Genomic DNA, 24,110 nt, shown 5'->3' on the forward strand with positions numbered 1-24,110 from the left:
ATACAATACGCCCCGTCTAATATCGAATTATCTAATCATCTACTCATCTACTCACTGGAAGAACCCCACTATGGCAAACGAATCCTCAGTCATCTACTCCATGAACAAAGTGGGGCGACTCATCCCCATCAGCAACAAAATGATCCTGCGCGATATTTCGCTCGGCTTCTACTTCGGCGCCAAGATCGGCGTGCTCGGTCTTAACGGCGCGGGCAAATCCACCTTGCTGCGCATCATCGCAGGCATCGACAAAGACTACATCGGCGAGATCTCGCAAGCCAAAGGCTACACCTACGGCTACCTCGAGCAGGAACCCAAACTCGACGAAACCAAAACCGTCATCGAGTGCGTCAAAGAAGCGGTGCAACCCATCGTCGATATGCTCGCGCGCTTCGATGAGGTCAACGCCAAATTCGCCGAACCCGACGCCGACTTCGACGCCCTCGTGGCAGAGCAAGCCAAACTGCAGGAAGAACTCGACAAGCACGACGCCTGGAATCTCGACAGCCGCCTCGAACTCGCCATGGACGCCCTGCGCTGCCCGCCATCGGATACGCCCATCAAGGTCTGCTCAGGCGGAGAAAAGCGCCGCGTCGCGCTCACCCGACTCCTGCTCACTGAACCCGATGTTCTCCTGCTCGACGAACCCACCAACCACCTCGACGCCGAATCCGTGGCGTGGCTCGAACATCACCTGCGCGACTACAAAGGCACCGTCATCGCCGTCACCCACGACCGCTACTTCCTCGACAACGTCGCAGGCTGGATCCTCGAACTCGACCGCGGCTACGGCATCCCCTACAAAGGCAACTACTCCTCCTGGCTCGAACAAAAACAGGAACGCCTGCGCCTCGAAGAAAAAGCCGAAAGCCAGCGCCAAAAGACTCTCAGCCGCGAACTCGAATGGATTCGCATGGGCGCCAAGGCGCGTCAGGCAAAGGGACAAGCCCGCGTCACCGCCTACGAAAAATTATTGGGGCAAGAAGCCGAAGCACGCCGCGAAGAACTGGATATCTACATCCCGCCTGGTCCGCGCCTCGGTGATCTCGTTTTTGAATTTGACAAGGTGACCAAGAGCTACGGCGACCGCCTCATTCTCGACGGGTTTTCTGCCTCTATTCCTCCAGGCTCTATCGTCGGGATAATTGGTCCCAACGGCGCAGGCAAGACCACCCTGCTCAAGATGATCACAGGCAAAGAGACTCCCGATAGCGGCACCATCAAGATCGGTGACACCGTCAAATTCTCCTACGTCGACCAAACCCGCACCCTCGACCCTGAGAAAACCGTCTACGAAGAAATTTCAGGCGGCGCAGAAAATCTTGAGCTTGGCAAACGCAAAGTCAACGCACGCGGCTATGTCTCATCCTTCAACTTCGCAGGCTCCGACCAGCAAAAGAAAGTCGGCATCCTCTCAGGCGGTGAACGCAACCGCGTCCATCTCGCCAAGACCCTCACCGAAGGCGCCAACGTCCTGCTCCTCGATGAACCCACCAACGACCTCGACGTCAACACCCTGCGCGCCCTCGAAGAAGCCCTCACCGAATTCGCAGGCGTCGCCCTAGTCGTCAGCCACGACCGCTGGTTCCTCGACCGAATCTGCACCCACCTCATCGTCTACGAAGGCGACTCCGTGGCCAAAATGTACATCGGCAACTGGTCCGATTACGAAACGATGATGACCGAAAAATTCGGCAAAGATTTAACTCCGCATCGAGTCAAGTACAGAACGTTGAAACGATAAATAAGATTCATGTCGTTGCGAGGGTGTTCTTGTTTTTCGCCCGAAGCAATCTCCTCATTAAGTCGGGGATTGCTTCGCAACAACCGCTCGCAATAACATAAAAAACGTCCCGAAGGTTCACAACCTTCGGGACGTTTTGTATCAATATTCTTTTGTCTCAACGATCTCCACGATCTGCGCTTTGGGGTCCGTCATGATCGTCCCTTCCACACGCGACCAGACCGCACGCATGGCGTTGTGCAATGCTTCCGCGTCGCTAGCTGTATCGAATTCAAGTTGAATCATGACATAGTTGGGGTTATCCACTGGTCGCAGGATCTGATAACGACGTACCCGCATCTTTTCGCGCCCAACAGGATCGCTATCGAAAGCCTGCTTCCATTTCTCGTAACTTGGAACAGGGTGTTCTATACATAACTTATACATGAAAGCTCCTTTGCTTTACGATAAAAATCAGGATTGACTTTGTTTTGACTTCATAAGGATAAAGGAAGCGATGATGAATCCGCCAAGGATCAGGGTGACATGGAAGCCATATTCGATCGCCAACAGCCCGCTGATGTTGTCAGGATTGTGTGTCTGGTGCAGGTTGCTATGGGGCCACCAACTCAACAAGGACCAGGAGATTGCAAAATGTACCGCCAGACCTAAGCCGCCCTCTACAGGCAGAAATGATCTAACAGCCTCCCGTCCAAAAAGTAGAAAAGCGAAGCCAAACCCGAAGGCAAGGGATTGAATCATGGTAAGAAGAATGAAGAATGCTTTTTGCATTCCAACAGGACCTGGATCCTCCGCATGCAGACCCCAGAAACCGCCCAACGGACCGCTGGGACTCGCGATAAAGGCGGCAACGCCAAGGATAAGGGTGACAACAATCCATTTTCCCCAACCGATCTTATTGTGTGTGAACATAATTTTCTCTCCTCTCGCAAAATGAAACTAAAATTCAATACAGTAATACTGTATTGAATTTTATGATAAAATAAATCAAGCAAAATGTCAAGAGAAATATCCCGCAAAAAAACATCCCAACGTAAATATGACTCCAGCGGTCGGCAGGCGCAGGCGCTTGAATCACACGCGCAAATTATCAAAGCCGCGAGGGAGTTGTTTATCGAGAGCGGATATTCTGGCGTCTCGATCGAAGCCATTGCCCGCAAGGCGAAAACATCCCCCGAAACGATATACTCCGTATTCAGGAATAAACGAACCATCCTTTCTCGTGCGATGGATCTTGCGTCTGGCATGGATGGCAGTCCAATTCCCATTATGCTGCGTACATACATCCAAGAAGTTACATTGGAACGGGACCAACAAAAGCAAATCCAAATGTTTGCCAGTCGAATGCAGATATTCTTCTCGCATATCGCCCCTCTTGTGGAAGTTGTCCGTGCCGCCTCTAAAACCGAACCTGAGATAAAAAAAATTCTCAAGAAATACCTGGACGACCGATATCAAGGCATGGGCTTTTTCATAGACTGCTTGCTTGCAAATGGTCCTCTGCGAAGCGGGTTGAGCAAACTAACCGCAGTCGAAACCATTTGGGCTTTGGCAAGCGCAGAGATTTACAACCTGCTGGTTGGAGATCGTGGCTGGTCGGGCGAAGAGTATGAACTATGGTTATCTGATACCCTCATAAGACTTCTGCTTTCATAGCCACACTTACATCTATCAACGCCGGTACTTCGACTCTTCGAAGACGAGGTCGTTATAAAAATGTACATCGGCAACTGGTCCGATTACGAAACGATGATGGAAGAAAAATTCGGCAAAGACCTCACTCCGCATCGCGTGAAATACCGAACGCTGAAACGCTAATGTCCGTAGGGGCGAGGTCTCCCCGCCCCTTTTTGTTTACATCAAACCTCGGGCGACAAGACGTCGCCCCTACTTTACTGGAGGCACTTATGCAAAACAAGAAACGTATTTTATTGATTTCCTCCCTGTTCATGCTCCCCTTCACCTATCTGTTGATTCAATTCACCACATCATCTTTTGGCGCAAAATGGGGCTACGTTACTGGGCTGGCGGGATACTGGGTCTATTGTCTCGTCATCATTGGTTTGGTCACAGGCGGGAATATGAATGTCATCAAAAGCCTGTGGCGCAACCAGAACAACGGCAAATATGCAAAGTGGATTTCGCTCGCCGCGTTCATCCCTGTGCTTGGTTTGTTCTTCGTGTCCTTTCTGCCCAATGTCGCACAGTTGACTTTGTCTACGGGCGTGTTTCTGGTTATTGTCGTTCTATTAAACGGCTCCATCGAAGAACTGTATTGGAGAGGTTTGTACCTGTTTGAATATCCGAACGATTCGCGCATTGGCTTCCTCTTTTCATGGCTCCTTTTCGGCGCTTGGCACATCTCGCTATGGTTCGCAAATGGCGTTATATACAAGGATGGTTTCCTCGCCCTCGTCGGCGGTGCCTACGGGCTGGGTCTGCTTTGGACATGGGTTGCCCGCGCGAATGGAAATTTGAAGGCGGTCACCCCTGCCCACATCCTTGTCAACCTTTTCGCCTTCACCGCCCTGTTTGTGGATAACGGCTTTTAGGCGCGCCTTGCGTCGGTTCGAATTATGAAACCATGGAAAGGATTTGACTCCGCCTCGGGTGAAATATAGAACATTGAAAAGCCAAGACCAAGTGACAGTCACCTGCTAGGTGACTGTCACTTTTTATATGCCACAGAACTCTCAAACATTTAATCCAAGGCAATACTCCTTAGGGAAAAAGACAGTTCTTGAGTATTGAAACTAATGCGGGAATAAAAGGTCTAACCTATTGATAGCAAAATCAACGCTTGATAGAGGAGACCGCAATGAATCAACTCCGTACGCTCCCATCGTATATCTTTCTAACGGACGACAAGTCCCGCCTGCGGGCTGGCTGGCGAATATTGATCGCAGTGATTCTGACGGGTGTATTCTTCAATATCGTTGACTGGATTCGCAGCGCCTTATCCATGTCAGGACCGACCAGCCTCATCATCGGCTTGTGGATTGACTTTGTCGTAGTCACGAGTGCCATTTATATTACGCGCCGTTTTGTAGATAAACGCTCGTTTACAAGCCTTGGCTTTCGTATCAATAAACAGGCAGGCTTTGATCTTCTGGTGGGCATCGCCATACCTTTCATATTATTTCTTATCATTTACGCAGTTGAATATTCCATGGGATGGCTTAAGTTCGATTCGTTTGCATGGGAAACCGAGACCCCATCCATGGTCATTTCTCAAACTTTTCGATATTTTGTATGGTTCATATTTGTCGCCTGGAATGAAGAACTGGTTTATCGAGGGTACATCATGCAATCTCTCGCGAGCGGGCTCAATCTGACATGGGGCATTCTTATCTCCTCGATTTACTTTGGCATTGAGCATTTGTCCAACCCAAACAGCAATGGGATGGCAGTTGCTGGTATTTTTCTGGCTGGCTTGTTTCTCGCTTATGGATATCTGCGCACGGGACAATTATGGCTGTCAATTGGTTTGCATCTCGGCTGGAACTTCTTTGAAAGCGCAGTATTTGGCTTCCCTGTCTCGGGCTATGATCGTCCTGGTTTGTTCCACATCTCAGTTTCGGGTCCAGAATTCTGGACGGGTGGAGCGTTTGGTCCAGAAGCGGGATTTATTATTCTCCCAATAACTCTTCTTGGGGCAGTGTTAATCTATCTGTACACAAGACACCGCAAACTTTCATGACCGCTGCTTCTTCGACCGCACCTGCACGCATTTGGTGATTAGCGAAGTGCCCCGTCCTTTTTGTTACCTCACCATTCGGTGACGAAACATCGCCTTGCATCTTTTTTATCAACAATGTGTTGTAACCATCAGCTTATCGGTAAAGGAGCAAGACATGGAAACGATCGAAACAATCATCATAGGCGGCGGGCAGGCGGGACTCTCAACGAGTTATCACTTGAAACAATTGGGACGCGAACATGTCGTCTTTGAAGCGGCGGAGAAACCCGCCCATGCCTGGCGCAACGACCGCTGGGACTCGTTCACTTTTGTTACGCCCAATTGGACAATTCAACTCCCTGGCGCGGAATATGACGGCGACGACCCTGACGGGTATCTGCCCAAAGAGGAGATCATCGCTTACTTTGAGCGCTATATCGAGAAGTATGATCTGCCCGTGCGCTTCAAAACCTCCGTGTTGGAAGTTGCCCCAATGGACGGAGGCAGCTATCAGGTCAAGACAGAGGCGGGAATGATTCAAGCCAGGAATGTGGTCATCGCGACGGGTTCCTTCCAGAAGCCGAAGATCCCCGCATTCGCTTCGAATCTCCCCACCGATATACAGCAACTTCATTCAGGGTTTTATCGCAACCCAGGGCAATTGCCTGACGGCGCGGTGTTGGTGGTTGGTGCGGGGCAATCGGGTTTGCAGATCGCCGAGGAGTTGTATCAAAGCGGGCGCAAGGTATACCTCAGCGTTGGGTTTGCGCCGCGTGCCCCGCGTCGTTATCGCGGGCGGGATGTCTTTGCCTGGTTGGTGGATGTGGGCTTTTTTGAGCAAACGCCCGATAAACTTCCTTCGCCCAAAGCGCGTTTCGGAGCCAACCCGCAACTGAGCGGCAAGAACGGTGGGCATTCTCTCAACTTGCATCAGTTCGCGCGTGACGGCGTTACCTTGCTGGGTCACATCGCAGGCGCTGACGGCGGCAGGGTCACTTTCAAATCTGACCTCAAGGAGACCCTTGCCAGAACCGACAAAGCCGAAAAAGATATTTGCGCGATGATCGATAAGTACATCGCTGCCAAGGGTATCGACGCGCCGCTGGAGACATTACCCGAGCTACAAGATGGATATTCAGCGGAAGAGGTCACCGAACTTGAGTTGAAATCGGCGAAGGTCAAAACCATCATTTGGGCAATGGGTTACACGTTTGACTGCAGCTTTGTGAAATTACCCGTCACCGATGAAGATGGATTCCCCATTACGCAACGCGGCGTGACTCAATACCCTGGTTTGTATTTTGTCGGCATGAATTGGTTGAGCAAGCGCAAGTCTGCGCTGTTGTTGGGTGTGAAAGAAGATGTGGAGTCTGTTGTTGCAGAGATAACGAAGTAAATCAGTGCATGCTCCTTCAAAACGAGCTACTCGCGGAAAATGAGACGTAAAAAGTGACAGCCACATCGCGAAGCGGGTGACTGTCACTTTTCTTTTGAACCCGTTGTTTTCTATTCCAATACCGCTGCTTCCACCGAATGGATCGGCGGCAGAAAATCGGCCAACATCTCCCAGCTTTCGCCGGAGTCGCGGCTGTAGAATAGCTGACCTGTATTTGTGCCGATGTAAATCCCTGCGTCTTCAAATGTATCTGTTGCCATGGCTTCACGTAGAACAACGAGGTGTGCTTTATCGGGCAGGCCTTTTGTCTTGCGCTCCCAGGTTTCGCCTGCATCACGGCTGCGCCACACGGAAAACTTTCCGTCCACGCTCATGCGGTATTCATCGCTTTCTTCGAGTGCCACATACACCGTGCGTGGATCAGTAGGGTGGACCGCGATCGGGAACCCGAAACGTGAAGGCAGTCTGCCCTCGCCGATGTCGATCCAGTCTTCGCCTGCGTTGTCACTGCGATAAATGCCGCAGTGGTTCTGCTGGTACAACACATTCGGGTCGGATGGATGCATGGTCATTTTGTGCACACACTGCCCAAATTCGGGGAATTTATCGGGCATGAAATCTGCGCGTACATTTTTATTGAACGGATGCCATGTCTGGCCGCCATCGTCAGTGCGGTAACAGCCTGCCGCCGACACCGCGATATACATCCGCTTTTCATTTGTCGGGTCCAGCACGATCGTATGCAGGCATAAACCGCCTGCGCCCGGGTTCCACTGACCGCGGTGTGGGTGGTCGAAGAGAGTCTCGTTGAGTTCCCAGGTCTCGCCGCGATCTTTTGAGATATACAGGGAGGCGGGCTGTGCACCGGCATACAATACATTTGGCTCGCTGGCACGCCCGGGAGTGATGTTCCAAACCTGGATCATCTTTTCAGGCTTATCTTTTATATCCTCTCCGCCCTCGGAACGAAAAGCTTCGTCCACTGTGCTGGCAGGCCTGCCAGATTTCGACGGGCGTGTGATTAAAGGAACCTGCTTCGCCTGAGTCCACGTTTTGCCAAGGTCATCTGAATAATGGGTGGTCGGCCCATAAACAAAGTGACTGACCGCCGCATGCAAGCGCTGATCACGTGGATCCAATTTCATGTGCATCATGTTCCAACTTTTAAATAGGATGTCACTGGTTTGCCATTTTTGGCGTTTTGCATCGCTTTCGAAAATAAAGCCGCCTTTGGCCGTGCCGACAAAAACCATTGTCTTTTTGCTCATATGAAACTCCTTTTGCTAAAAAGAAAATATGTTCTAATTATTTTATCACCAATTCAGACAAAATATATGGTATTTAGCGGGAGTTTCTATGTGCCTGAAGTGGGGTTTGGGAGATTTCGGCCACACGAATATATTCGGGAATTGCGCCGTAGATGAGACTCCCATTGTCACTTGAGCGTATCGATGGGAAGCAACAAGAGCCGCAATGTTATTCGTCCCTTATCGATAATTCAGGGTCTATAAAATTTTGTTTTACAGAAAACAGGAATTTTCTCAATGCGGCAATTTGAGACATTTGAAACTCCTGAACGATCCTGGCTTTAGGGGCAATGGCATCGAAGCCATGAAATGCGCCGCGAACGATATGAAGTTCACATTCCACGCCGAACTCCTTTAACCTTTGTGCGTAGATCACATTTTCATCATGGAATAAATCCAGCGTCCCCACGCCGATCCACGTTGGAGGCAGCCCTGAAAGATCTGTACGCCTGGATGGGACCGCATAAGCGGGCGTATTTTCCATTCCACATTTTTGACCGAGATACGCCTCCCACCCAAACTGATTACTGATCGGGCTCCACGACATTATCTCAGCCTTGGGCAGATCGTCGCGAATGGATGTCCTGTCGTCCAGCATGGGATAAACCAGAAGTTGCCCCGTTAGTGGTATCTCTTTTCGGTCATGCGCAAGCTGTGCCAGTGAGGCTGCCAGCCCGCCACCGGCGCTTTCACCTCCGATGCCGATGCGGTTATCCATGCCGATCTGTCTGCCATGTGAATTGACCCATTGCAGTGCTGTGTATGCATCTTCCAACGGTGTGGGGAATGGGTGTCGCGGTGCATAACGATACTCCACCGATATGACCACAATGCCCAGCTCGCGTACAAATTGAATGCAGGCGAGATCGTCAATTTCCGGCCTGCCCATCACATATCCGCCGCCGTGCAGCCAGACCAGCCCGGGCACCAGGCCCGGCATTGACCTGGGTTTGTAAACGCGCAGCCGTATTTTTGTTTTCCCATCCTTGCCGGGAATGAAGATGTTTTGAATCTGAATATCTTTTGGGGTTTTCGTTACGCCTCGTAAATTTGTCAAAAAGCGCCACAGCCAAAGATTTCCCGAGGTAACCGAGAATTTTGGAATTCTATTTGCCATTTGCCGCAGTTCAGGATGGATTTGTTCCATAAGTGGATTCTTCTCCCGTTGTGATTGGGAGGATTTTACTCCAGGCATACATCAGCATTTGTTTTCCCTGCCACCGACGAAGTATGGGAAAATATATAAATGAACCTCAAAGAAATTGCCAATCTCCGCCTTGTCAATCAGCAAATTGCAGGGACGCGATTTAAATCTGCAAAGGATCTTGTCGCGTGGATGGGAGCCATGCAGGCGCAGGATACTGCGATGGTGAAGTGGGCGGTGGGTGTACGGCTTACAAATGCCACCGATAAATTTGTGGAGGCTGCGCTGGATAGCGCGGAAATTATCCGCACGCATGTTTTGCGGCCAACTTGGCACCTGGTCTCAGCAGATGATCTGCGCTGGATGCTGGAATTGACCGCGCCGCAGATCAGGAGAACGTTGAAAACGCGTCACACAGAGTTGGGCTTGACCGAATCTGTGCTGTCAAAAAGCCGCAAGGTGATGGAAAAGATCCTGCGCGATGGGAATCATTCCACGCGCGATGAATTGATCGTCGAATTCAACAAGGTGAATATTGCCACCGATGAGAATCGCGCATCGCATATTTTCGCAGCGGCGGAATTGGATGGCCTTATTTGCAGCGGCAAGACCAAAGGCGGCAAACAAACTTTCAGCTTGTTAAATGAATGGGTTCCACAGACCCAGCCCATCGGTCGGGAGGAGGCGTTGGCGTTACTGGCGAAGCGATATTTTTCCAGTCATGGTCCCGCCACTTTGGATGATTTCAACTGGTGGTCAGGTCTTTCAGCAGGGGATTCGAAACGCGCACTCGATATGGTGAGATCGAAATTTTCATCAGCGGCGGTTGATTCGAAAACCTATTGGTTTATCGAATCTGATGTTAAAGCCAAAGATTCAGTATTCCTGCTGCCTGCTTTCGATGAATTCATTATCAGCTATAAAGACCGAAGCGCGACGATCACTTTTGAAAACCACAAGCGGGCGGTTTCGAGCAATGGCATTTTTCATCCAACCATTGTGGTCAATGGGGAAACGATGGGAGTTTGGAAACGCGTGGTGAAAAAAGACAAGGTGATCCTTGAGCTTGAGTTTTTTGCACAGATCAAGCCAGCTTTGCAAAGAATGCTCGAAATCGCATGCGTGCATTACGGCGAATTTCTGGAAAGGAGAATCGAGCTGCCTGCGTAAAGTGTAGTGGGCTGTCGCTTATAAGACATGCATGGTCAGATTTGGAGGCGATTCCATGTTTCGACGGTAGAATACGGCGAACCCTTAAGAATGATCGAGCAATTCAATAACAAGATGCCTCGTTGATAAAAAAATTTCTTCACAGGTGAGCCATGTCGCACAGTCCATTCAGACAGGGGAATGCAGTATCGGAAGAATTTTTTCAAAGTATTTTTTCACAGGCTGGTGATGGGATTTTCCTGATCGACGATCAGGGGGCGATGATCGAAATGAATCCGCGCGGCTGTGAGATATTGGGCTATTCGAGAGAGGAATTGCTGGGTCAGCCTGTAATGAAATTTCACCCTGCGGATGAACTCGATCATATTCAGGAGAAGCTGGCATCGCTCGCCACGGAAAAGCGGGTCACTACCGAGAGCGCATTTATCCGAAAAGACGGTACTCGTGTTCCTGTTGAGATCACAGGAAAAATGCTGTCTAATCATCAGATCATCGGTCTGTTACGGGATATCAGCGAGCGGAAGCAGGCCGGGCAGGCTTTGATCGACAGCGAACGAAAATTTCGCAGCCTCGTGGAGCAATCGCCTGATGGGATTTTCATGGTGGATGAGGCAGGGTCGGTTGTTGAGTGGAATCATGGGCAGGAGAATATCTCAGGCTTGAAACGGGACGATGTAATGGGGATGCCGATCTGGGACATCCACTGGAAGCTTTTGCCTGAAGAACTTCGTTCAGACGTCCTTCTCGAAAACTTGAAACAAAACTTCAAGGAGGTCCTCGATTCTGGACGCGGCCCCGGGTTGAATCTGCCTTATGAAGCGACGTTTCAACTGTCGGATGGGGTTTATCGAAACGTCGAGATCATGATGTATACCTACAAGACCAATGTCGGCCAGCGGATCGGGGGAATCGTGCGCGATATCACCGAGCGTAAACAGGCTGAGAGGCGTTTGGAATACCTGGCCATGCATGACATGTTGACTGACCTGCCGAACCGTCAACTCTTTCAGGATCGATTGAATCTCGCGCTGGACCGCGCCAGGCGTGAATCTCATGGCTTCCTTGCCGTGATGTTGCTTGACCTCGATAACTTCAAGGAGGTTAATGATAGATATGGGCACGCATATGGAGACCAGCTGCTAAAGATCGCCGCCCGACGCCTGCAAACCTGTTTGCGGAAATCTGATACGGCTGCACGCATGGGCGGAGATGAATTTACTTTGATCATCGAAGGGTTGGCAGATTTGGACGGCTGCAAGTTGATCGCTCAAAAAGTGTTGAAAACGCTTTCTCAGCCAATGGAGATCGAGGGCAAAAGTATCAGGGTTACTGCCAGTGTTGGCATCAGCCTGTTAACGCCCGAAAGTGACAATGCTGCGACCCTGCTTCGCAAAGCGGATATTGCCATGTATCATGCGAAGCGTTTTCGAAATTGTTACCAGTTCCATCATTTTCTGACTCAATCCTCCCTCTCTGATAGTGTCTGCAACAACCAACTTTAGAGATTGCCTGAACAGGCTGCTTAATAATTCACCTTACGCGCCTAACCATGATTCCCTGAGCGGAGTGAAGGGTCTCTACTCCTGAATTCAGAGGTTCTTCGCTCCGCTCAGAACGACACTGCGTAAGGTGGCTTAATAATCATTTTTCTGTCAAACGGGAACAAACCTGGGATGGGTATCGTCGAATTGCCGTTGCAAAATACCCAGTTTACAGGAGTCTCCATGAAACGTATTTTATTTGTCTTGCTCATGTCCGCCGTTCTGCTTTCGGCTTGCACCCCTACCAGTTCTTTGCCCACTGAAGAATCCTCAGGCACAGATTTGCCTGCCGTGAACGATCCATCCCAGCCAATTCGTGCAGCGGCGGGTGAGACCTTCACCATCGTGATGAATGCCAACGCGTCCACGGGCTATCACTGGGAAATCGTTGGTCCGTTGGATGATGCTCATTTTGAGTTTGTTTCGCGAGAATATGTGGGTTCCGAACCAGCCATGCCCGGCTCCGGCGGCGTGGAAGTGTGGACCTTCAAGGCAGTTGCACCAGGTGAATCCATTCTTGTTTTAGGGAATTACCCACCATCCGAAAGTGAATCTTATGAAGAAGCCCGCTTTTCGATCGTTGTGGAATAGCCGAACGATTTAAAAGCAAAGAGGGAACATCGCCTCAGATGTTCCCTCTTTTTATTTTGGACTTCTTGGATAAGCCCTGCTACCTAGAACTTACTTAATTCAACAATGCTTCGAGGGTACGATTATTTTCGGAAAGACGCTGCGAAAGTGTCAGCACGATCCAGCGGTGCAGGCCGGAGGCCAGTGCTGGATTTTCGATTTCCATTTTTTCAAGCGACTCGACACTCAATTTATGCACCACGCTTTTAACAGACGCAACCACCGTAGCCGTGGGCGGAATCCGCAGATACATGCCGATCTCCCCGACAGTGGACCCCGGCCCCATCGTTCGCAAGCGGAGGATCTTATCGGGCGGGATCTCCAGAATGGCCGCGAGTTCGCCTGCTTCTACAAAGAACATGGCCGCAGGTTGTTCGCCCTGACGTATCAGAACTTGCTCTGCTTCGATCTCCACACGATCAAGGTAGTGAAGAAATTTATCCACCTGCTCTTTGGAAGAGAAAGCTTGCTTTAACCTTGAATTCAGGAGTTTTGCATAGCCCATTGCGGAGCTATCCTCGCTCTTGATGATCTTGTCTTCGCAAGTGCCAACGGCTTCATCCATGCTGGGGAAAGTTCGCACGGTCTCCATGTTTACGCCGCCTGTTTTCAATGTGGTCAGTATGCTTTGCGGCACTTCCGTCAGGAACATGTGGATGCCGTTTGCATCTGCCATTTGCTGGATGCGGATGAAACTGAACACTGCCGATGAATCCAGCGCCGAAACGCGTCGAAAATCCAAAACCAGATATCGTAGCGCAGGCTGGCTTTTATCTGCGATGCGGCTGCGTACCCGTCCCAGTAATCCCTGCGCCGTGCCGAAGAAGATAAATCCATTCAATTGCAGGATGGTGATCTGGTCTCCCTTGCCATCCAATAATTTGTGATGTTCCATGGGGCGGTCTACACGGCTGCGGTAGGTGAGACCTGTGAGCGCATGGTTGACAATATCGATGCGGCTGTAATTGACCACGAATAAGATGACAGCCGCCAATATGCCAACTGCCACACCCTGTAGGAATCCCGCCCAGCCGACGACGGCAATGATCACCAGAACGAGGACATACTCCAGTTTTGGCAGGTTGAACCATGCATCGTATACCCACTCTGCAAGGAAGGATAAGCCGACAAAGAAAAGCAATCCACCGACCATGTATTTTGGAATCAACGAGAGCAGGGTTGCCCCGAAGATCAAAACAACAGCGAGGATCAAGACCAGGAAAACACCGACCAGCCTCGAGCGAATTCCTGATCGCATTGGAAGGGCTGAGAGGCTTAGGTAGTGGTATCCTGCCGAGCCGCCGGTGAATGCGCCGAGCAGGTTTCCGATTCCCGCCGAAACCAACTCGCGATTCATATCGATATCTTCCATGCTGACCAATTCAATGGCGCTGGCATTCAACAGCAGTGCCACGACGCTTATCATGATTACAGCGCCGATGCTGCTGGCCTGCCCCGCGAGCATGGACCAGTCCACGCCTTGCAGCAGGGCCATATCCACTGGTTTCCACAAAGTGCCTTCGGAGAAAGGACCCAACACCCAGCCCAATTCACGCGCTGTCACAAGACTCGTACCGGAGATGAATAGATAAATATAAAAGAGCGTCACGCCCAGCGTCAGCATGGCAGGTGTGATCAAAATGTGATTGGATCTTCGTGTGATCAAAGCCAGTGCAAGACCGAAGATCACGCCGGGCAGCCAGCGTATCAGGGCTTCAGGGGTGAGTAGTATGCCAAGGTTCGCGATCCCGATCGACGCATCCAACATGACATTGAACGAGCCTCGTATCAGCAGCAGCCCCGTTCCTGCGATGAAGCCTCCCACCACGGGGTAGGGAACGAAGCGAACAAAACGGCTGAGCTTGAATGTCCCAAGCAGGAGGAATATCAACCCTGTTGAAAGAGTCGTGATGAATATCATCGCCACCACTGTGGCAAAACGCGCCTGGATGGAAGCCCCGATCATTGCCGCGCTGACAGTTGCTCCTGCCACGGCGAGAATCGCCGCTGGACTATCCTGCGGCCCGCCGATGCTGCCGCTCGATGAACTTGCAAAAGCCATGGTCAGCTGAAAAATGATCGCGCTGAACAGGGTCATGCCGATCCCAATGGATGAATATTGCGCCAGGTCCCCGGAGTAGATGAGGACACCAAATGAAATTAGAACAGGGAGTTCAATGGCCCCCACCACAAAACCCATGGTGGCAATCGGCAGAATCTTTTTGAGTTGGAACTCCTGTATATTCATGGGTTGCCTCTTTTAGGTATTGTTGACAGTTCGAGTCCGATTATAAGCGCGTTGTCATCCATGACCAATATCCTACTTGGGGTCGGAACAAATGATGTGTAAGAATTGTCCTTGAGGAAATTTCAAAAAGGAGAATTGGATCATGTTCACACAATCGTTCAAAAAGGTATTGATCTTCATGCCCGTATTGCTTACATTGGCTTGTTCCACACTTATGCCGAAGCCCACACCCAGCGCTGCAGATATTGAGAAGGAGGAACAGGCTGTCTATTCCTTCTTTGTTGGCGCAAGCACAGGCCCCGCGCTTATTTTGGAGGAAACCTCCTCCAGTATTGGCGGGGATACCCCGCAGGAGCTGAAGGAACAACTCAGGAATAGTTTCAAGGATATATCAAGGGAAACGGTTGAAAGTTTTGCCGCGCGCAATGTGGAGTCCGTCCAGCTTTCTCCAGATATGGACCTTGGTGTGGAATACGTGCTCTTGAGTCACGAGGAACTTGCCGAAATCTCGAGCCAACCCAATTGGGGCGAACTCCTCACAGAAAAATATCCAGGCTCTTATGGGTACACCATCTTCTCGCGAGTGGGTTTTAACAACACCCTTGACGAGGCTGTGATCTATGTGGGGAATGTAGCGGGGCCTTTGATGGGCAGCGGTGATTTTTTTCTGATGGAAAAGGTCAACGGGGAGTGGCTCATCAAAGAGCAGTATATGATCTGGATATCATGAACTCTATACTTTGAATTCGGTCAAAACTGCGCCCGTGGTGCTGAATGTGGCGGTGATGAAGGAACACCAGATGATCGTGGATGCCCAATCGATGAGATTTACTTCCGTTTCAGGGTCGAAGAATAACAGGCCGAGGGCAGCCAGAAGGCCGATCACCACTCCGCTGGTGAGCGCCATCAGTACCCTTCTTGAGAAGGAAGAGCCGCCGCTTCCGCTGTTCACAATGACCCCGCCTAGAAACCCGAAAAGGATCAAAACTGGTGCCACAACCCCGAATGCAGGAAGCATGCCTCTGATGGATACGTGCAAATTCTGAAGCAGCCAGCTCGTGAGCGAAAAGATCATGACGATCAGTAACACGTGCCATGAACGGGTCTTTTGCGTCTTTCGCAATTCGGCCCGTTCGTTCATTTTTCGACGAATGGTCAGCGGCCAGTTGTAGAAAAAGTTGAATGCCTTGTGTTCAAGCAATGCGCCGCCTTCGCCGAATACGGGAATGATCCGCGCCACCCGTGTTGCCCAGAAACCTGCCATACAGCGGGCAAGGGTGGGATAACTGTATGTCATTTGGATGGGGAAGGAAATATATCCAACGTATTTGAAGAAAGAGAGAGGCAGGGCAAGGTTGTAGTCTTTGAAGTTTCTCTCCTTGATCGCGAGAAAAAGTACGTAGAGTCCGCGTGCAAACGAGCCCGGTGAAACGGGAATGATCTGAAAAAAAGCCAGGATCCCGGCGGCCATGGCATAGGCTTCTGCACGGGGCATCTCGGGGTGATTAAGAATATACAGGATCGCAAGCCCGGTTGAGATCACATGGGTGATCGGTGACATTCCAACATGCACGGCAAGGCTTTGCAGATATTTGTGAATATACGGGTCGTGGATCTGTGAAAGAATCTCCTCTGCGTCTTCTTTGGAGAGTACCTGTCTCTCTTGCCCTTCGCTGACGATCTCCCGCAGCCATTCCTCACGGAGCACGGGGTTGAAGTACAGGCGGATGGGACGGACGATGATGTTATAGAGCGTATCAACGAAGAACCTGCGATCTGAAAAAAAGCGGTGGAACTTGCCCGGTAAGAACGAAAGCGGAAGGTGATAAAGATACAGCGGCAGGGAGGAGGATATCTTTTCCACATGCGCATCCGTAACCCTGCCTCCACGATACCAGCGGATCAGTGTTTCCATACGGCTGGCAAGCAGGGCACGTTGGAGGTATGAAATGCTGGATATCATGCTTAAATAATGCCTGCGATAATCCTGCCGGCCAAGGGCGAGTCGAAAGGCTTTTCCCAAAAAGGAATCAACCCCAGTAGAACGAAGAAAAGGAAGAATCCCCAGCTTTTGCGCAGGCGTTCTTCGGTTTTCTGGTCGATGATGTTTCTCACCCGCCAGCCAATGATCGTGCTGTCGGTAATGGTGACGTGCAAGGCTTTGTTGCGGATGAGGTCGAAACGATGATGAGTGATATCGGGAACGGAGTTTCGATACACCTGCTCGCAGGTCTTTAATTCATCCAGCAGGGGCAGCATATCAGAGAAATCTGTCGGGTTGTTTTTTACGAATGTTTCAAGTTTGCCGACATCGCCGCGATCAAATTGAACCAGGCTTCCGCGTTTGATTCCCTGTGCGATCAGCATGACATCCCCTGGACTCATCGGCAGGAAGGGGAGCAGGGTCAGGCCTGCCCGAAAGTCCACTGCGGTTAACCCGCGAGCAGGTTCGAGGTCCGTTTCTAAGCGTTTGAGGACATTCGGCTGACTCTTCCAGGTAGACCATTCATATTGTCTGGCAAATTCGTGCGCACCCATCTCATGCAGCAGGGTGGAGAAGTCGCGTAGGAATATTTTTTTTGAACGATATTCGAGCGATCCAATGGTGGCTGTATCGGCGATCTCACCCTTTTCCCACCGCGCGAGAAGGTCGGCGTGTTCATCCACTTCCAATCGCCAGGTGCGGCCATCCACCCAGTTGCTGATTTCGCCGCAGCTTCCCAATTGCTCATCGACCAATATCCCGTGAACATCGTTGACGGCATTCTCATCCTTGAATCGTATGCTTGCGGCGCGGCGAATGAACTTTTGCCAAAGTGCACCAGCGCGAGCCGCGACCGGGTTGCACTGAATTTGGAAGGGACCTTGAAAGCCGACCCCATACAATAGATTCCTGAAAGAAAGTGCGCCGCGTGAAGGGGGGAATAAAGATCTTCAGTGCATACATGTGGTTGATCTTGAATGGGCTGTTATTCCCATCCACAGAAAGAATGCGGATTTTATATACCTGCCCTGCAAACCCACCGCCTACGAATTTTTCGATCAATAATGAAACGCGTACTGTGTCCTGACCGTTTTCCCCCGTGAGCAAGGCAACGTCATATGAAATACGATCCCCTGCGTCGTAACGCTCCGTGCGCAGAGGTTTATGTATTTGACTAGCGTTAAACCTGTTTTCGAGATGTTTGATGGTGTTTGAGGTGAGAGTTTCCATGTTAAAGCTGACCACCATGTGTTGAGTGCAATAATGACGATAATGATTAAGCATTATATTTCAAATGATTGAATCAGCAATAGCTTTTCGGTCATATTGGACGGGCATTTTGCTCAAATTCGCGAGGTACAATAGTTGTAGAATGGAGCGCCTGTGCGGTCTGCCCACAGCCCGCATTGAAAAAATTATATGTTGAAATTAACCTGCCATGCTGAAGGAACCATTTTGACGTTTCAGTTCTGGTTGTTGAAGCCGCATTAGAACTTCGGTGGTTGCTCAAGACAGCCAATGACTGAATTCAAGGAAAAAGGCATTTATGAATATTCCTTCTGATCATAGAAACGACCTCCCGCTGTATGTTTATGGAAGTACTGAACAGGTTGCGAGAATATTTTACTGGTTCACGATCTCGATCCTTATCTCTATGCTGGTGGGGGTTCTTGTTTCGCTTTCAACCAATAATATTCCGCCGATCAAATTTTTAGTCGCCAGTGTCCCTTTCGTTCTTTTTCCGCTTTTTCTTGTTCGCCGCGAGAGATTTGAATGGGCAGCCGTCTGCCTTGCGGTCGTGTTATTGATCCTGTTGACAGTCCTGGCGACCGTCGGATTGGGAATCCACCAGATCAGCAACCTGGGCTTCCCGTCATTTTGATCGTTTCCAGTTTAGTGATCAGGAAGCGGACCATGATATTTCTGACGGCCTTCTCGATCGGCTGTGTAGCATGGCTTGTGTTTGGGGAATTGTATGGCTTATTTGTCCCTGAATCGCTTGTGAAAAGCGTGTCCGGGATTTTGCTTCAGCGGCTCTGTCATTGCTGGTAACCGCATTCATGGTTCGTTTTCTTACTGAAACCCTGTTTAAAAATACTCTCCTGCTTCAAAAAGAGCTGAGAGAACGGGGGCTGGCGGAGGAGAAATATCGAGCCATCGTGGATAATTCCATTGATGGGATCTTTCAAAGTACTGTGGATGGAAAATTCCTCAACGTGAATCCAGCCATGGCGCGGATGTATGGATATGAATCCCCGCAGGAAATGATGCGGCTTGTCACGGATATTTCATCCCAGATCTATGTATCGTCCGAGCAAAGAGATGCCCTTCGCCGTCAACTTGATGCGGAGAAGTCGGTCACGGGATTCGAATCTCAGGATTATCGCAAGAATGGTTCCACTTTCTGGGTATCCGCCAACATCCGTGCGGTTTATGATGAAAATGGGGATATCCTGTATTACGAAGGAACTGCCGAAGATATTACACTTCGCAAGAATGTTGAACTGGAGCGTCAGCAGGCAGAGGATAAACTCCTCCAATTCAGAAAGCTCATGGACGAATCGAATGACTGCATTTTTTTGATCGACCCGCAAACCAGTCGATATATCGATTTCAACAGGACCGTCTGCGACAAACTCGGGTACAGCCGCGAGGAATTGCTCCAGCTTGGCGTGGTAAATATTGCCGAGCACATTACCGACCTGGAGGTGTGGCAGAAAAGAGTTGCGCTCGTGCGTGAAACTGGTGGTCTCATTTTCGAATCCAATTACCGCCGAAAAGATGGGACGAAATTTCCCACAGAGGTCAGCGCCCGCATGTTGGATTATGACGGGGAAAAGATCATTGTTGCAAATGTGCGCGATATCACCGAACGCAAACAGGTAGAGGAGGCGCTGCGTGAAAGCGAGGAACGCTTCCGCAGTGTATTCGAGAGCGCGACTATCGGACTCTATCGCACCACATTGGATGGAAACATTCTGCTGGCCAATACAACGCTTGCCCGCATGCTTGGCTTCGAAACAGTCGCAGAGTTGATGCGGCATGACAGGGTGGGTGATCCCGTCATCGTAGATTATGCCCAAAGTGAATTCCTTCAGACCATAAACACGATGGGAGAGGTGCGCGACTTTGAAACCCGCTGGACCTAGGGTGGATGGCGTCTTTCTTTCTGTGCGCGAAAATGTGAAGCTGATCCGCGACAAAAACGGCGATCCTCTTTATTTTGAAGGGACCGTTGAAGATATCACCGAGCGCAAGCATGCCGAACGGGCCCTGCAAAAAACCAGCAGCGCTTCTTCAAGCCTTTTTCAACCAATCGCTGGATGGATTCTTCTTCTGCATGTTCGATGAACCTCAACCCTGGGTAATGCAGACAATAAAGAGAAAATGCTGAATTACATTTTCGCCACCCAGCGGTACACAGATGTAAATAACGCCATGCTGGAGCAGTATCAGGTCACCCGTGAGAAATTCCTCAGCCTTACTTCCAGTGATATCTTTGCGCACGACCCCCAGCAGGGACTACGCTTGCGCAGACAGTTGTTTGACGATGGCCACCTGCATCTGCAAACCTACGAGCGCAAAAGTGATGGCACCCCCGTCTGGTTCGAGGGCGATTATGTCTGCATGTACGATGACCAAAAACGCATTACAGGTTTCTTCGGTATTCAACGCGATATTACCGACCGCAAAAAGTCAAATCGGAACGTGAGAGTCCGATCGAGGAACTGGCGTTGAAGAACACCGAGTCTGAAACACTGCCGCGAAAGCCTGGCGGGAATTGTCGGCACGTTTGAATTCATCGAGATCCTTCAGCACATTTTGGATCAGATCAGGCACGTCATCCCATATGACAGCGCCTCCGTGTGGAGATGGGAGGATAGCCGCCAAAATTTATTTGTGGCCGTGATCCGCCTCCCCTTTTTCAGGCCACCGCCATTGAAATCGAACTGGATGTAAACGAAAACAACTCCGCCCTCCCGATTCTTCTGGGGAAGGTTCCCTACGTTTTGAATAACAATGTTCAGGAGGAATTGAACGACTTTAATCAGGAACCGCATACCTACGTTAATTCCTGGCTGGCAATTCCATTGAAGACCCGCGGAAAGATCGTCGGTTTGATCGCATTGGATGGCAAGTCGAAGAATCAATTCAATGAGCGTCATACCCAACTGGCTGTCACCTTTGCCAATCAGGTGGCGATCGCGCTGGAGAATGCAAGTCTCTTCACCGAGCTGCAAAACGAATTGGGTGAACGCGAGAAACTCATCAAGAATTGGAATTAAAGAATGCGGAACTCGAACGCTTCACCTATACCGTGTCACATGACCTGAAGTCGCCGCTTGTTACCATCAATGGATTTCTTGGCTATTTGAAAGGTGATACAGCCTCAAGGCAATATAGATCGCGTGAAATCAGATATCCAGCGCATTCAGGATGCCGTTGATAAAATGCATTTGCTGCTCAGAGACTTGCTGGAACTATCGAGGGTTGGCCGCATCAGTGAATCCGCCGAGAAGATTCAATTTGAAAGCCTGGTGAATGATGCAGGGGAGATCGTCCATGGGCGGCCGAGAAACAGGGTGTGACGGTGCAACTATCCCCTCGAACGGGACTCAGCCCAGCCTGCCAGCTTGTTTATGGAGATCGTCAGCGTTCGACAGAGGTTCTGCAAAACCTGATCGACAATGCCGCCAAATACATGGGCGACCAGATTTCGCGCATATTGAGATCGGTCAGGCGGGCGAAGATAATGGCCGCGCGATATTCTTTGTCAGGGATAATGGCATCGGCATCGACCCCGAACATCGCGAGCGTATCTTTGGTCTCTTCAACAAGCTGGACGCAAAGTCCGAGGGCACAGGTGTGGGGCTCGCCCTGTGAAGCGGATTATCGAAATTCCATGGCGGCCGTATCTGGGTTGATTCGAAAGTGGGCGCTGGCGCCACGTTTTATTTCACCCTGTCCATTAAATCCGGCCTGTAAATGTTTGTGGTCTCTGCCTCCAAATGCCCAAGGTTGCGACTTATATTCAACCCGATCTCGCCGGATGTTTATGGAGACCGCCATCGTTTGATAGAGGTTATGCAAAACCTCATTGATAACGCCGCCAAATATATGGGCGGACAGACCGCTCCATACATCGAGATCGGACTCAGAGGACGGGAGAATGACCGTCTGGTGTTTTTCATCAGGACACCAATGGCATGGGCATTGTCTCCGACCATTACGAACTCATTTTCGGCCTTTTCAATAAATTGGATGCAAAGTCTGAGGGTACGGGCGTGGGACTTGCCCTTGTAAAAAGGATCATTGAAACTCACAGTTGCCGTATCTGGGTGGAATCAAAAACAGGCATGGGCTCCACGTTTTTGTTTCACCTGCCCAGCCCATCAAGCATGTGGAAATGGAAAAGTGCATTCAAACCCAAATAGGATAAATTATGAAGGATAGCGATTTAAGTAAAAAATTATAGGTGACCCGTTCAATGATGCCTCCACTGAAATGTTCGCAGTGTCGCGAGGATCTTTAATTTATTCATTGGTGTGACAGCGCTCGTCCTGGCGGAGGAGTATTTGCTGTACTGACCACAGAACATTGTGGCTGCTCCATCCTCGGGTCGAATTTGCTTTTCTGCCGATTGCAGCCTTCTTTGTGAATGAAAAGAATTCGACCTTGCCGCCACATCGCTTGCCATCATGTTGATCCTGACGAATACGTTGCTGGCCACCCGTGGACTCGGCATTCACCACACTCAGCAATATGGCGTTTTTCGCTGATTCTCATTGTCGCCAGCCTGGTCACCTTTGTGAAAAAGGACATTGTTCTTCTGGTTCTTCTGAACATTCTGTGTTGCCTGGCTGGTGTTGGTGAATTGGGGTCTTTATACGCCCGGGGTTCTTGTGCGCAGTGTGCCGGGAGATTTCTTTTCAGCCTGCATTATCATCGTTGCAACGGCTATTTTGGGATACAGACTGACGGAACATCTTTTCAAGGGACTCTCGATGCTGCAAAGGGAGGTCGCAGAATGGAAATCTGCAGAAGACAGCCTGCATCAGCGCGAGGCCATCGGAGATCCATTACGTTTCCTCTTAAGGGGAACACTTTCGAAGGCGCCTGATTGGCGCAAAATATCAAGTACGGTTCTCGAACGACTTGGTAAAACGATCCACGCCTCGCATGCCTACCTGTTTGAACATCACAGCGGACCCAATAATGAGCCGTTTGATTCGATGCGCTTTGAATGGACCGCGCCCGGATATCCAAGCGACCTGAATAAACCCCGAATTTCAAAACTCACCTTTGGATGATGAAGGTTTGAACATTATCATCAGACTTTGATGGATGGACAGCCGTTTGTAGGGGAAATATCTTCATTCCTTCCCGCTGAACGGGAGTATTTTCTGCGTTAGGGATCAAATCCATTTGGAGGTTCCCCTTTTTTGTAAATGGACAAATGGTGGGGCACGATCGGGTTCGATGATTTCGAAAAGGAGCGGGATTGGAATTTTGCGGAGGTGGATGCTCAAGATTGCTGGTGGCGTACTCGATGCGGCGATCCAGCGCGAAAGTGATTCGGCCTTGCAGGGAATCTGAACGGATCTATCGTCAGGCGATTGAGGCAGCGGAGGCTGTTCCCGCCCATCGGTTATCATCAAGACCGCTATGCATTCATCGGCAGGGAATTGGGCAGATCGTTGGTTACCCTGCGGAAGAATTCACCCCAGATATGGAACAAGATCATAAAGTATATTCCGCTTGGAGAAGGGAGAGGATTGCCAGTTGAGGATGTGGTTCGACGCGTTCGCACGGGAATGTTCCGTGCGTGGCAATCGATATCCGCGTGATTTTACCAGGCGGAAAAGAACGCTGGTTGAATGACAGTGCCGTTGAGATGTTCGATGAATCCGATGTGTCGTATGCCTCATCGGTATTCTTCAGGATGTGCGGACCGCAAACTGGCTGAATTCAATTTGGAGAAACAGGTAATCACTGCTTGAAGCCATTACCTTCTCCGCTGGGCAGTTTTTGAAGACGGCCAATTGGCGCGAAACCATCAATGTGGTTCTGGAAGGAACAGCAGGGAATTTGCTCTTCGCATGCCTATTTATTCCAAAAACACAACGGCGGAGCAATCAGATCGTTTCCTCCATGATCCATGAGTGGACTGCGTCGGGATTGGAAACCGATCTCGATCGGCGGGTTCAAAATATGCCGCTAACCGAACTCGATGGGATTGAACGTCTCTACAAGATCTGGATAGCGG

27 protein-coding genes are annotated in these 24,110 nt (G+C 50.2%); 20 read left to right on the plus strand and 7 right to left on the minus strand.

The annotated features are described in order from the left end of the window. Positions 1–70 precede the first annotated feature (70 nt). Positions 71–1,744, plus strand: coding sequence for an energy-dependent translational throttle protein EttA (ettA, locus tag IPI86_RS14995; RefSeq protein WP_345298817.1), 1,674 nt, complete (start codon positions 71–73; stop codon positions 1,742–1,744). A 141-nt stretch (positions 1,745–1,885) separates the two neighbouring features. On the opposite strand, the gene IPI86_RS15000 is transcribed toward ettA, so the two are convergent. Then, positions 1,886–2,170, minus strand: coding sequence for a hypothetical protein (locus IPI86_RS15000; RefSeq protein ID WP_345298818.1), 285 nt, complete (start codon positions 2,168–2,170; stop codon positions 1,886–1,888). A 27-nt stretch (positions 2,171–2,197) separates the two neighbouring features. Then, the gene (locus tag IPI86_RS15005) at positions 2,198–2,656 is read right to left on the minus strand and encodes a hypothetical protein (RefSeq protein ID WP_345298819.1); all 459 of its coding nucleotides are present in this window, start codon (positions 2,654–2,656) and stop codon (positions 2,198–2,200) included. Between the two features lie 84 nt (positions 2,657–2,740). Between IPI86_RS15005 and IPI86_RS15010 the strand changes: the two genes are divergently transcribed. The 4 genes from IPI86_RS15010 (at position 2,741) to IPI86_RS15025 (ending at position 6,819) form a co-directional block, all read left to right on the plus strand. Continuing rightward, positions 2,741–3,400, plus strand: coding sequence for a helix-turn-helix domain-containing protein (locus IPI86_RS15010; RefSeq protein WP_345298820.1), 660 nt, complete (start codon positions 2,741–2,743; stop codon positions 3,398–3,400). Positions 3,401–3,651: 251 nt separating this feature from the next. Continuing rightward, entirely contained in the window at positions 3,652–4,296 is a 645-nt protein-coding gene (locus tag IPI86_RS15015) for a CPBP family intramembrane glutamic endopeptidase (protein ID WP_345298821.1), read from the plus strand. A gap of 266 nt (positions 4,297–4,562) precedes the next feature. Further along, positions 4,563–5,444, plus strand: a complete 882-nt coding sequence (locus IPI86_RS15020; RefSeq protein WP_345298822.1) for a type II CAAX endopeptidase family protein — start codon at positions 4,563–4,565, stop codon at positions 5,442–5,444. A 154-nt stretch (positions 5,445–5,598) separates the two neighbouring features. Then, complete coding sequence (locus IPI86_RS15025) at positions 5,599–6,819, plus strand: NAD(P)-binding domain-containing protein (protein ID WP_345298823.1); 1,221 nt, start codon at positions 5,599–5,601, stop codon at positions 6,817–6,819. A gap of 110 nt (positions 6,820–6,929) precedes the next feature. Here the strand turns inward: IPI86_RS15025 and IPI86_RS15030 are convergent, their stop codons facing one another. Together IPI86_RS15030 and IPI86_RS15035 are read right to left on the minus strand one after the other, a co-directional pair. Continuing rightward, a complete protein-coding gene (locus IPI86_RS15030) occupies positions 6,930–8,087 on the minus strand; it encodes an exo-alpha-sialidase (protein WP_345298824.1) in 1,158 nt (385 codons plus the stop codon). 208 nt (positions 8,088–8,295) lie between these two features. Further along, entirely contained in the window at positions 8,296–9,273 is a 978-nt protein-coding gene (locus tag IPI86_RS15035; protein ID WP_345298825.1) for an alpha/beta hydrolase fold domain-containing protein, read from the minus strand. A gap of 99 nt (positions 9,274–9,372) precedes the next feature. On the opposite strand from IPI86_RS15035, the gene IPI86_RS15040 reads away from it, so the two are divergent. From IPI86_RS15040 to IPI86_RS15050, 3 genes are all read left to right on the plus strand, one after another. Continuing rightward, entirely contained in the window at positions 9,373–10,440 is a 1,068-nt protein-coding gene (locus IPI86_RS15040; RefSeq protein WP_345298826.1) for a winged helix DNA-binding domain-containing protein, read from the plus strand. A gap of 152 nt (positions 10,441–10,592) precedes the next feature. Next, positions 10,593–11,942: a PAS domain S-box protein gene (locus IPI86_RS15045; protein WP_345298827.1), complete on the plus strand. Its 1,350-nt coding sequence runs from the start codon at positions 10,593–10,595 to the stop codon at positions 11,940–11,942. A gap of 222 nt (positions 11,943–12,164) precedes the next feature. Further along, entirely contained in the window at positions 12,165–12,572 is a 408-nt protein-coding gene (locus IPI86_RS15050; RefSeq protein ID WP_345298828.1) for a protease inhibitor I42 family protein, read from the plus strand. A 94-nt stretch (positions 12,573–12,666) separates the two neighbouring features. On the opposite strand, the gene IPI86_RS15055 is transcribed toward IPI86_RS15050, so the two are convergent. Further along, complete coding sequence (locus IPI86_RS15055; protein ID WP_345298829.1) at positions 12,667–14,859, minus strand: SulP family inorganic anion transporter; 2,193 nt, start codon at positions 14,857–14,859, stop codon at positions 12,667–12,669. A gap of 142 nt (positions 14,860–15,001) precedes the next feature. Here IPI86_RS15055 and IPI86_RS15060 point away from each other — a divergent pair, with 142 nt between their 5' ends. Continuing rightward, positions 15,002–15,589 carry a hypothetical protein gene (locus IPI86_RS15060; protein WP_345298830.1) on the plus strand — a complete coding sequence of 196 codons (588 nt, stop codon included), beginning with the start codon at positions 15,002–15,004 and terminating at the stop codon, positions 15,587–15,589. Between the two features lie 3 nt (positions 15,590–15,592). On the opposite strand, the gene IPI86_RS15065 is transcribed toward IPI86_RS15060, so the two are convergent. After that, positions 15,593–16,822 (minus strand): hypothetical protein, encoded by a 1,230-nt coding sequence (locus IPI86_RS15065; protein ID WP_345298831.1) that lies wholly within the window; start codon positions 16,820–16,822, stop codon positions 15,593–15,595. A 2-nt stretch (positions 16,823–16,824) separates the two neighbouring features. Beyond that, on the minus strand, positions 16,825–17,745 hold the full coding sequence (locus IPI86_RS15070; protein ID WP_345298832.1) for a hypothetical protein: 921 nt from the start codon (positions 17,743–17,745) through the stop codon (positions 16,825–16,827). A gap of 644 nt (positions 17,746–18,389) precedes the next feature. Between IPI86_RS15070 and IPI86_RS15075 the strand changes: the two genes are divergently transcribed. From IPI86_RS15075 to IPI86_RS15125, 11 genes are all read left to right on the plus strand, one after another. After that, positions 18,390–18,725, plus strand: a complete 336-nt coding sequence (locus IPI86_RS15075; protein WP_345298833.1) for a hypothetical protein — start codon at positions 18,390–18,392, stop codon at positions 18,723–18,725. A 178-nt stretch (positions 18,726–18,903) separates the two neighbouring features. Continuing rightward, complete coding sequence (locus tag IPI86_RS15080; RefSeq protein WP_345298834.1) at positions 18,904–19,992, plus strand: PAS domain S-box protein; 1,089 nt, start codon at positions 18,904–18,906, stop codon at positions 19,990–19,992. Between the two features lies 1 nt (position 19,993). Next, positions 19,994–20,194: a PAS domain S-box protein gene (locus IPI86_RS15085; RefSeq protein WP_345298835.1), complete on the plus strand. Its 201-nt coding sequence runs from the start codon at positions 19,994–19,996 to the stop codon at positions 20,192–20,194. Between the two features lie 36 nt (positions 20,195–20,230). Beyond that, positions 20,231–20,581, plus strand: a complete 351-nt coding sequence (locus IPI86_RS15090) for a PAS domain-containing protein (protein ID WP_345298836.1) — start codon at positions 20,231–20,233, stop codon at positions 20,579–20,581. Positions 20,582–20,832: 251 nt separating this feature from the next. Continuing rightward, positions 20,833–21,129 carry a GAF domain-containing protein gene (locus IPI86_RS15095; RefSeq protein ID WP_345298843.1) on the plus strand — a complete coding sequence of 99 codons (297 nt, stop codon included), beginning with the start codon at positions 20,833–20,835 and terminating at the stop codon, positions 21,127–21,129. Between the two features lie 123 nt (positions 21,130–21,252). Then, positions 21,253–21,432 (plus strand): hypothetical protein, encoded by a 180-nt coding sequence (locus IPI86_RS15100; protein ID WP_345298837.1) that lies wholly within the window; start codon positions 21,253–21,255, stop codon positions 21,430–21,432. Then, complete coding sequence (locus IPI86_RS15105; RefSeq protein ID WP_345298838.1) at positions 21,407–21,727, plus strand: ATP-binding protein; 321 nt, start codon at positions 21,407–21,409, stop codon at positions 21,725–21,727. The genes IPI86_RS15100 and IPI86_RS15105 overlap by 26 nt, the downstream gene beginning before the upstream one ends. A gap of 323 nt (positions 21,728–22,050) precedes the next feature. After that, positions 22,051–22,278 carry an ATP-binding protein gene (locus tag IPI86_RS15110; protein ID WP_345298839.1) on the plus strand — a complete coding sequence of 76 codons (228 nt, stop codon included), beginning with the start codon at positions 22,051–22,053 and terminating at the stop codon, positions 22,276–22,278. A gap of 435 nt (positions 22,279–22,713) precedes the next feature. Continuing rightward, positions 22,714–23,154 (plus strand): hypothetical protein, encoded by a 441-nt coding sequence (locus IPI86_RS15115; protein ID WP_345298840.1) that lies wholly within the window; start codon positions 22,714–22,716, stop codon positions 23,152–23,154. Positions 23,155–23,669: 515 nt separating this feature from the next. Then, positions 23,670–23,810, plus strand: a complete 141-nt coding sequence (locus tag IPI86_RS15120; RefSeq protein ID WP_345298841.1) for a hypothetical protein — start codon at positions 23,670–23,672, stop codon at positions 23,808–23,810. Between the two features lie 62 nt (positions 23,811–23,872). Next, on the plus strand, positions 23,873–24,110 hold a 238-nt coding region (locus IPI86_RS15125; RefSeq protein WP_345298842.1), incomplete at its 3' end, for a hypothetical protein.

The organism is Candidatus Villigracilis affinis, assembly GCF_016705895.1.
Classification (GTDB): Bacteria; Chloroflexota; Anaerolineae; order Anaerolineales; family Villigracilaceae; genus Villigracilis; species Villigracilis affinis.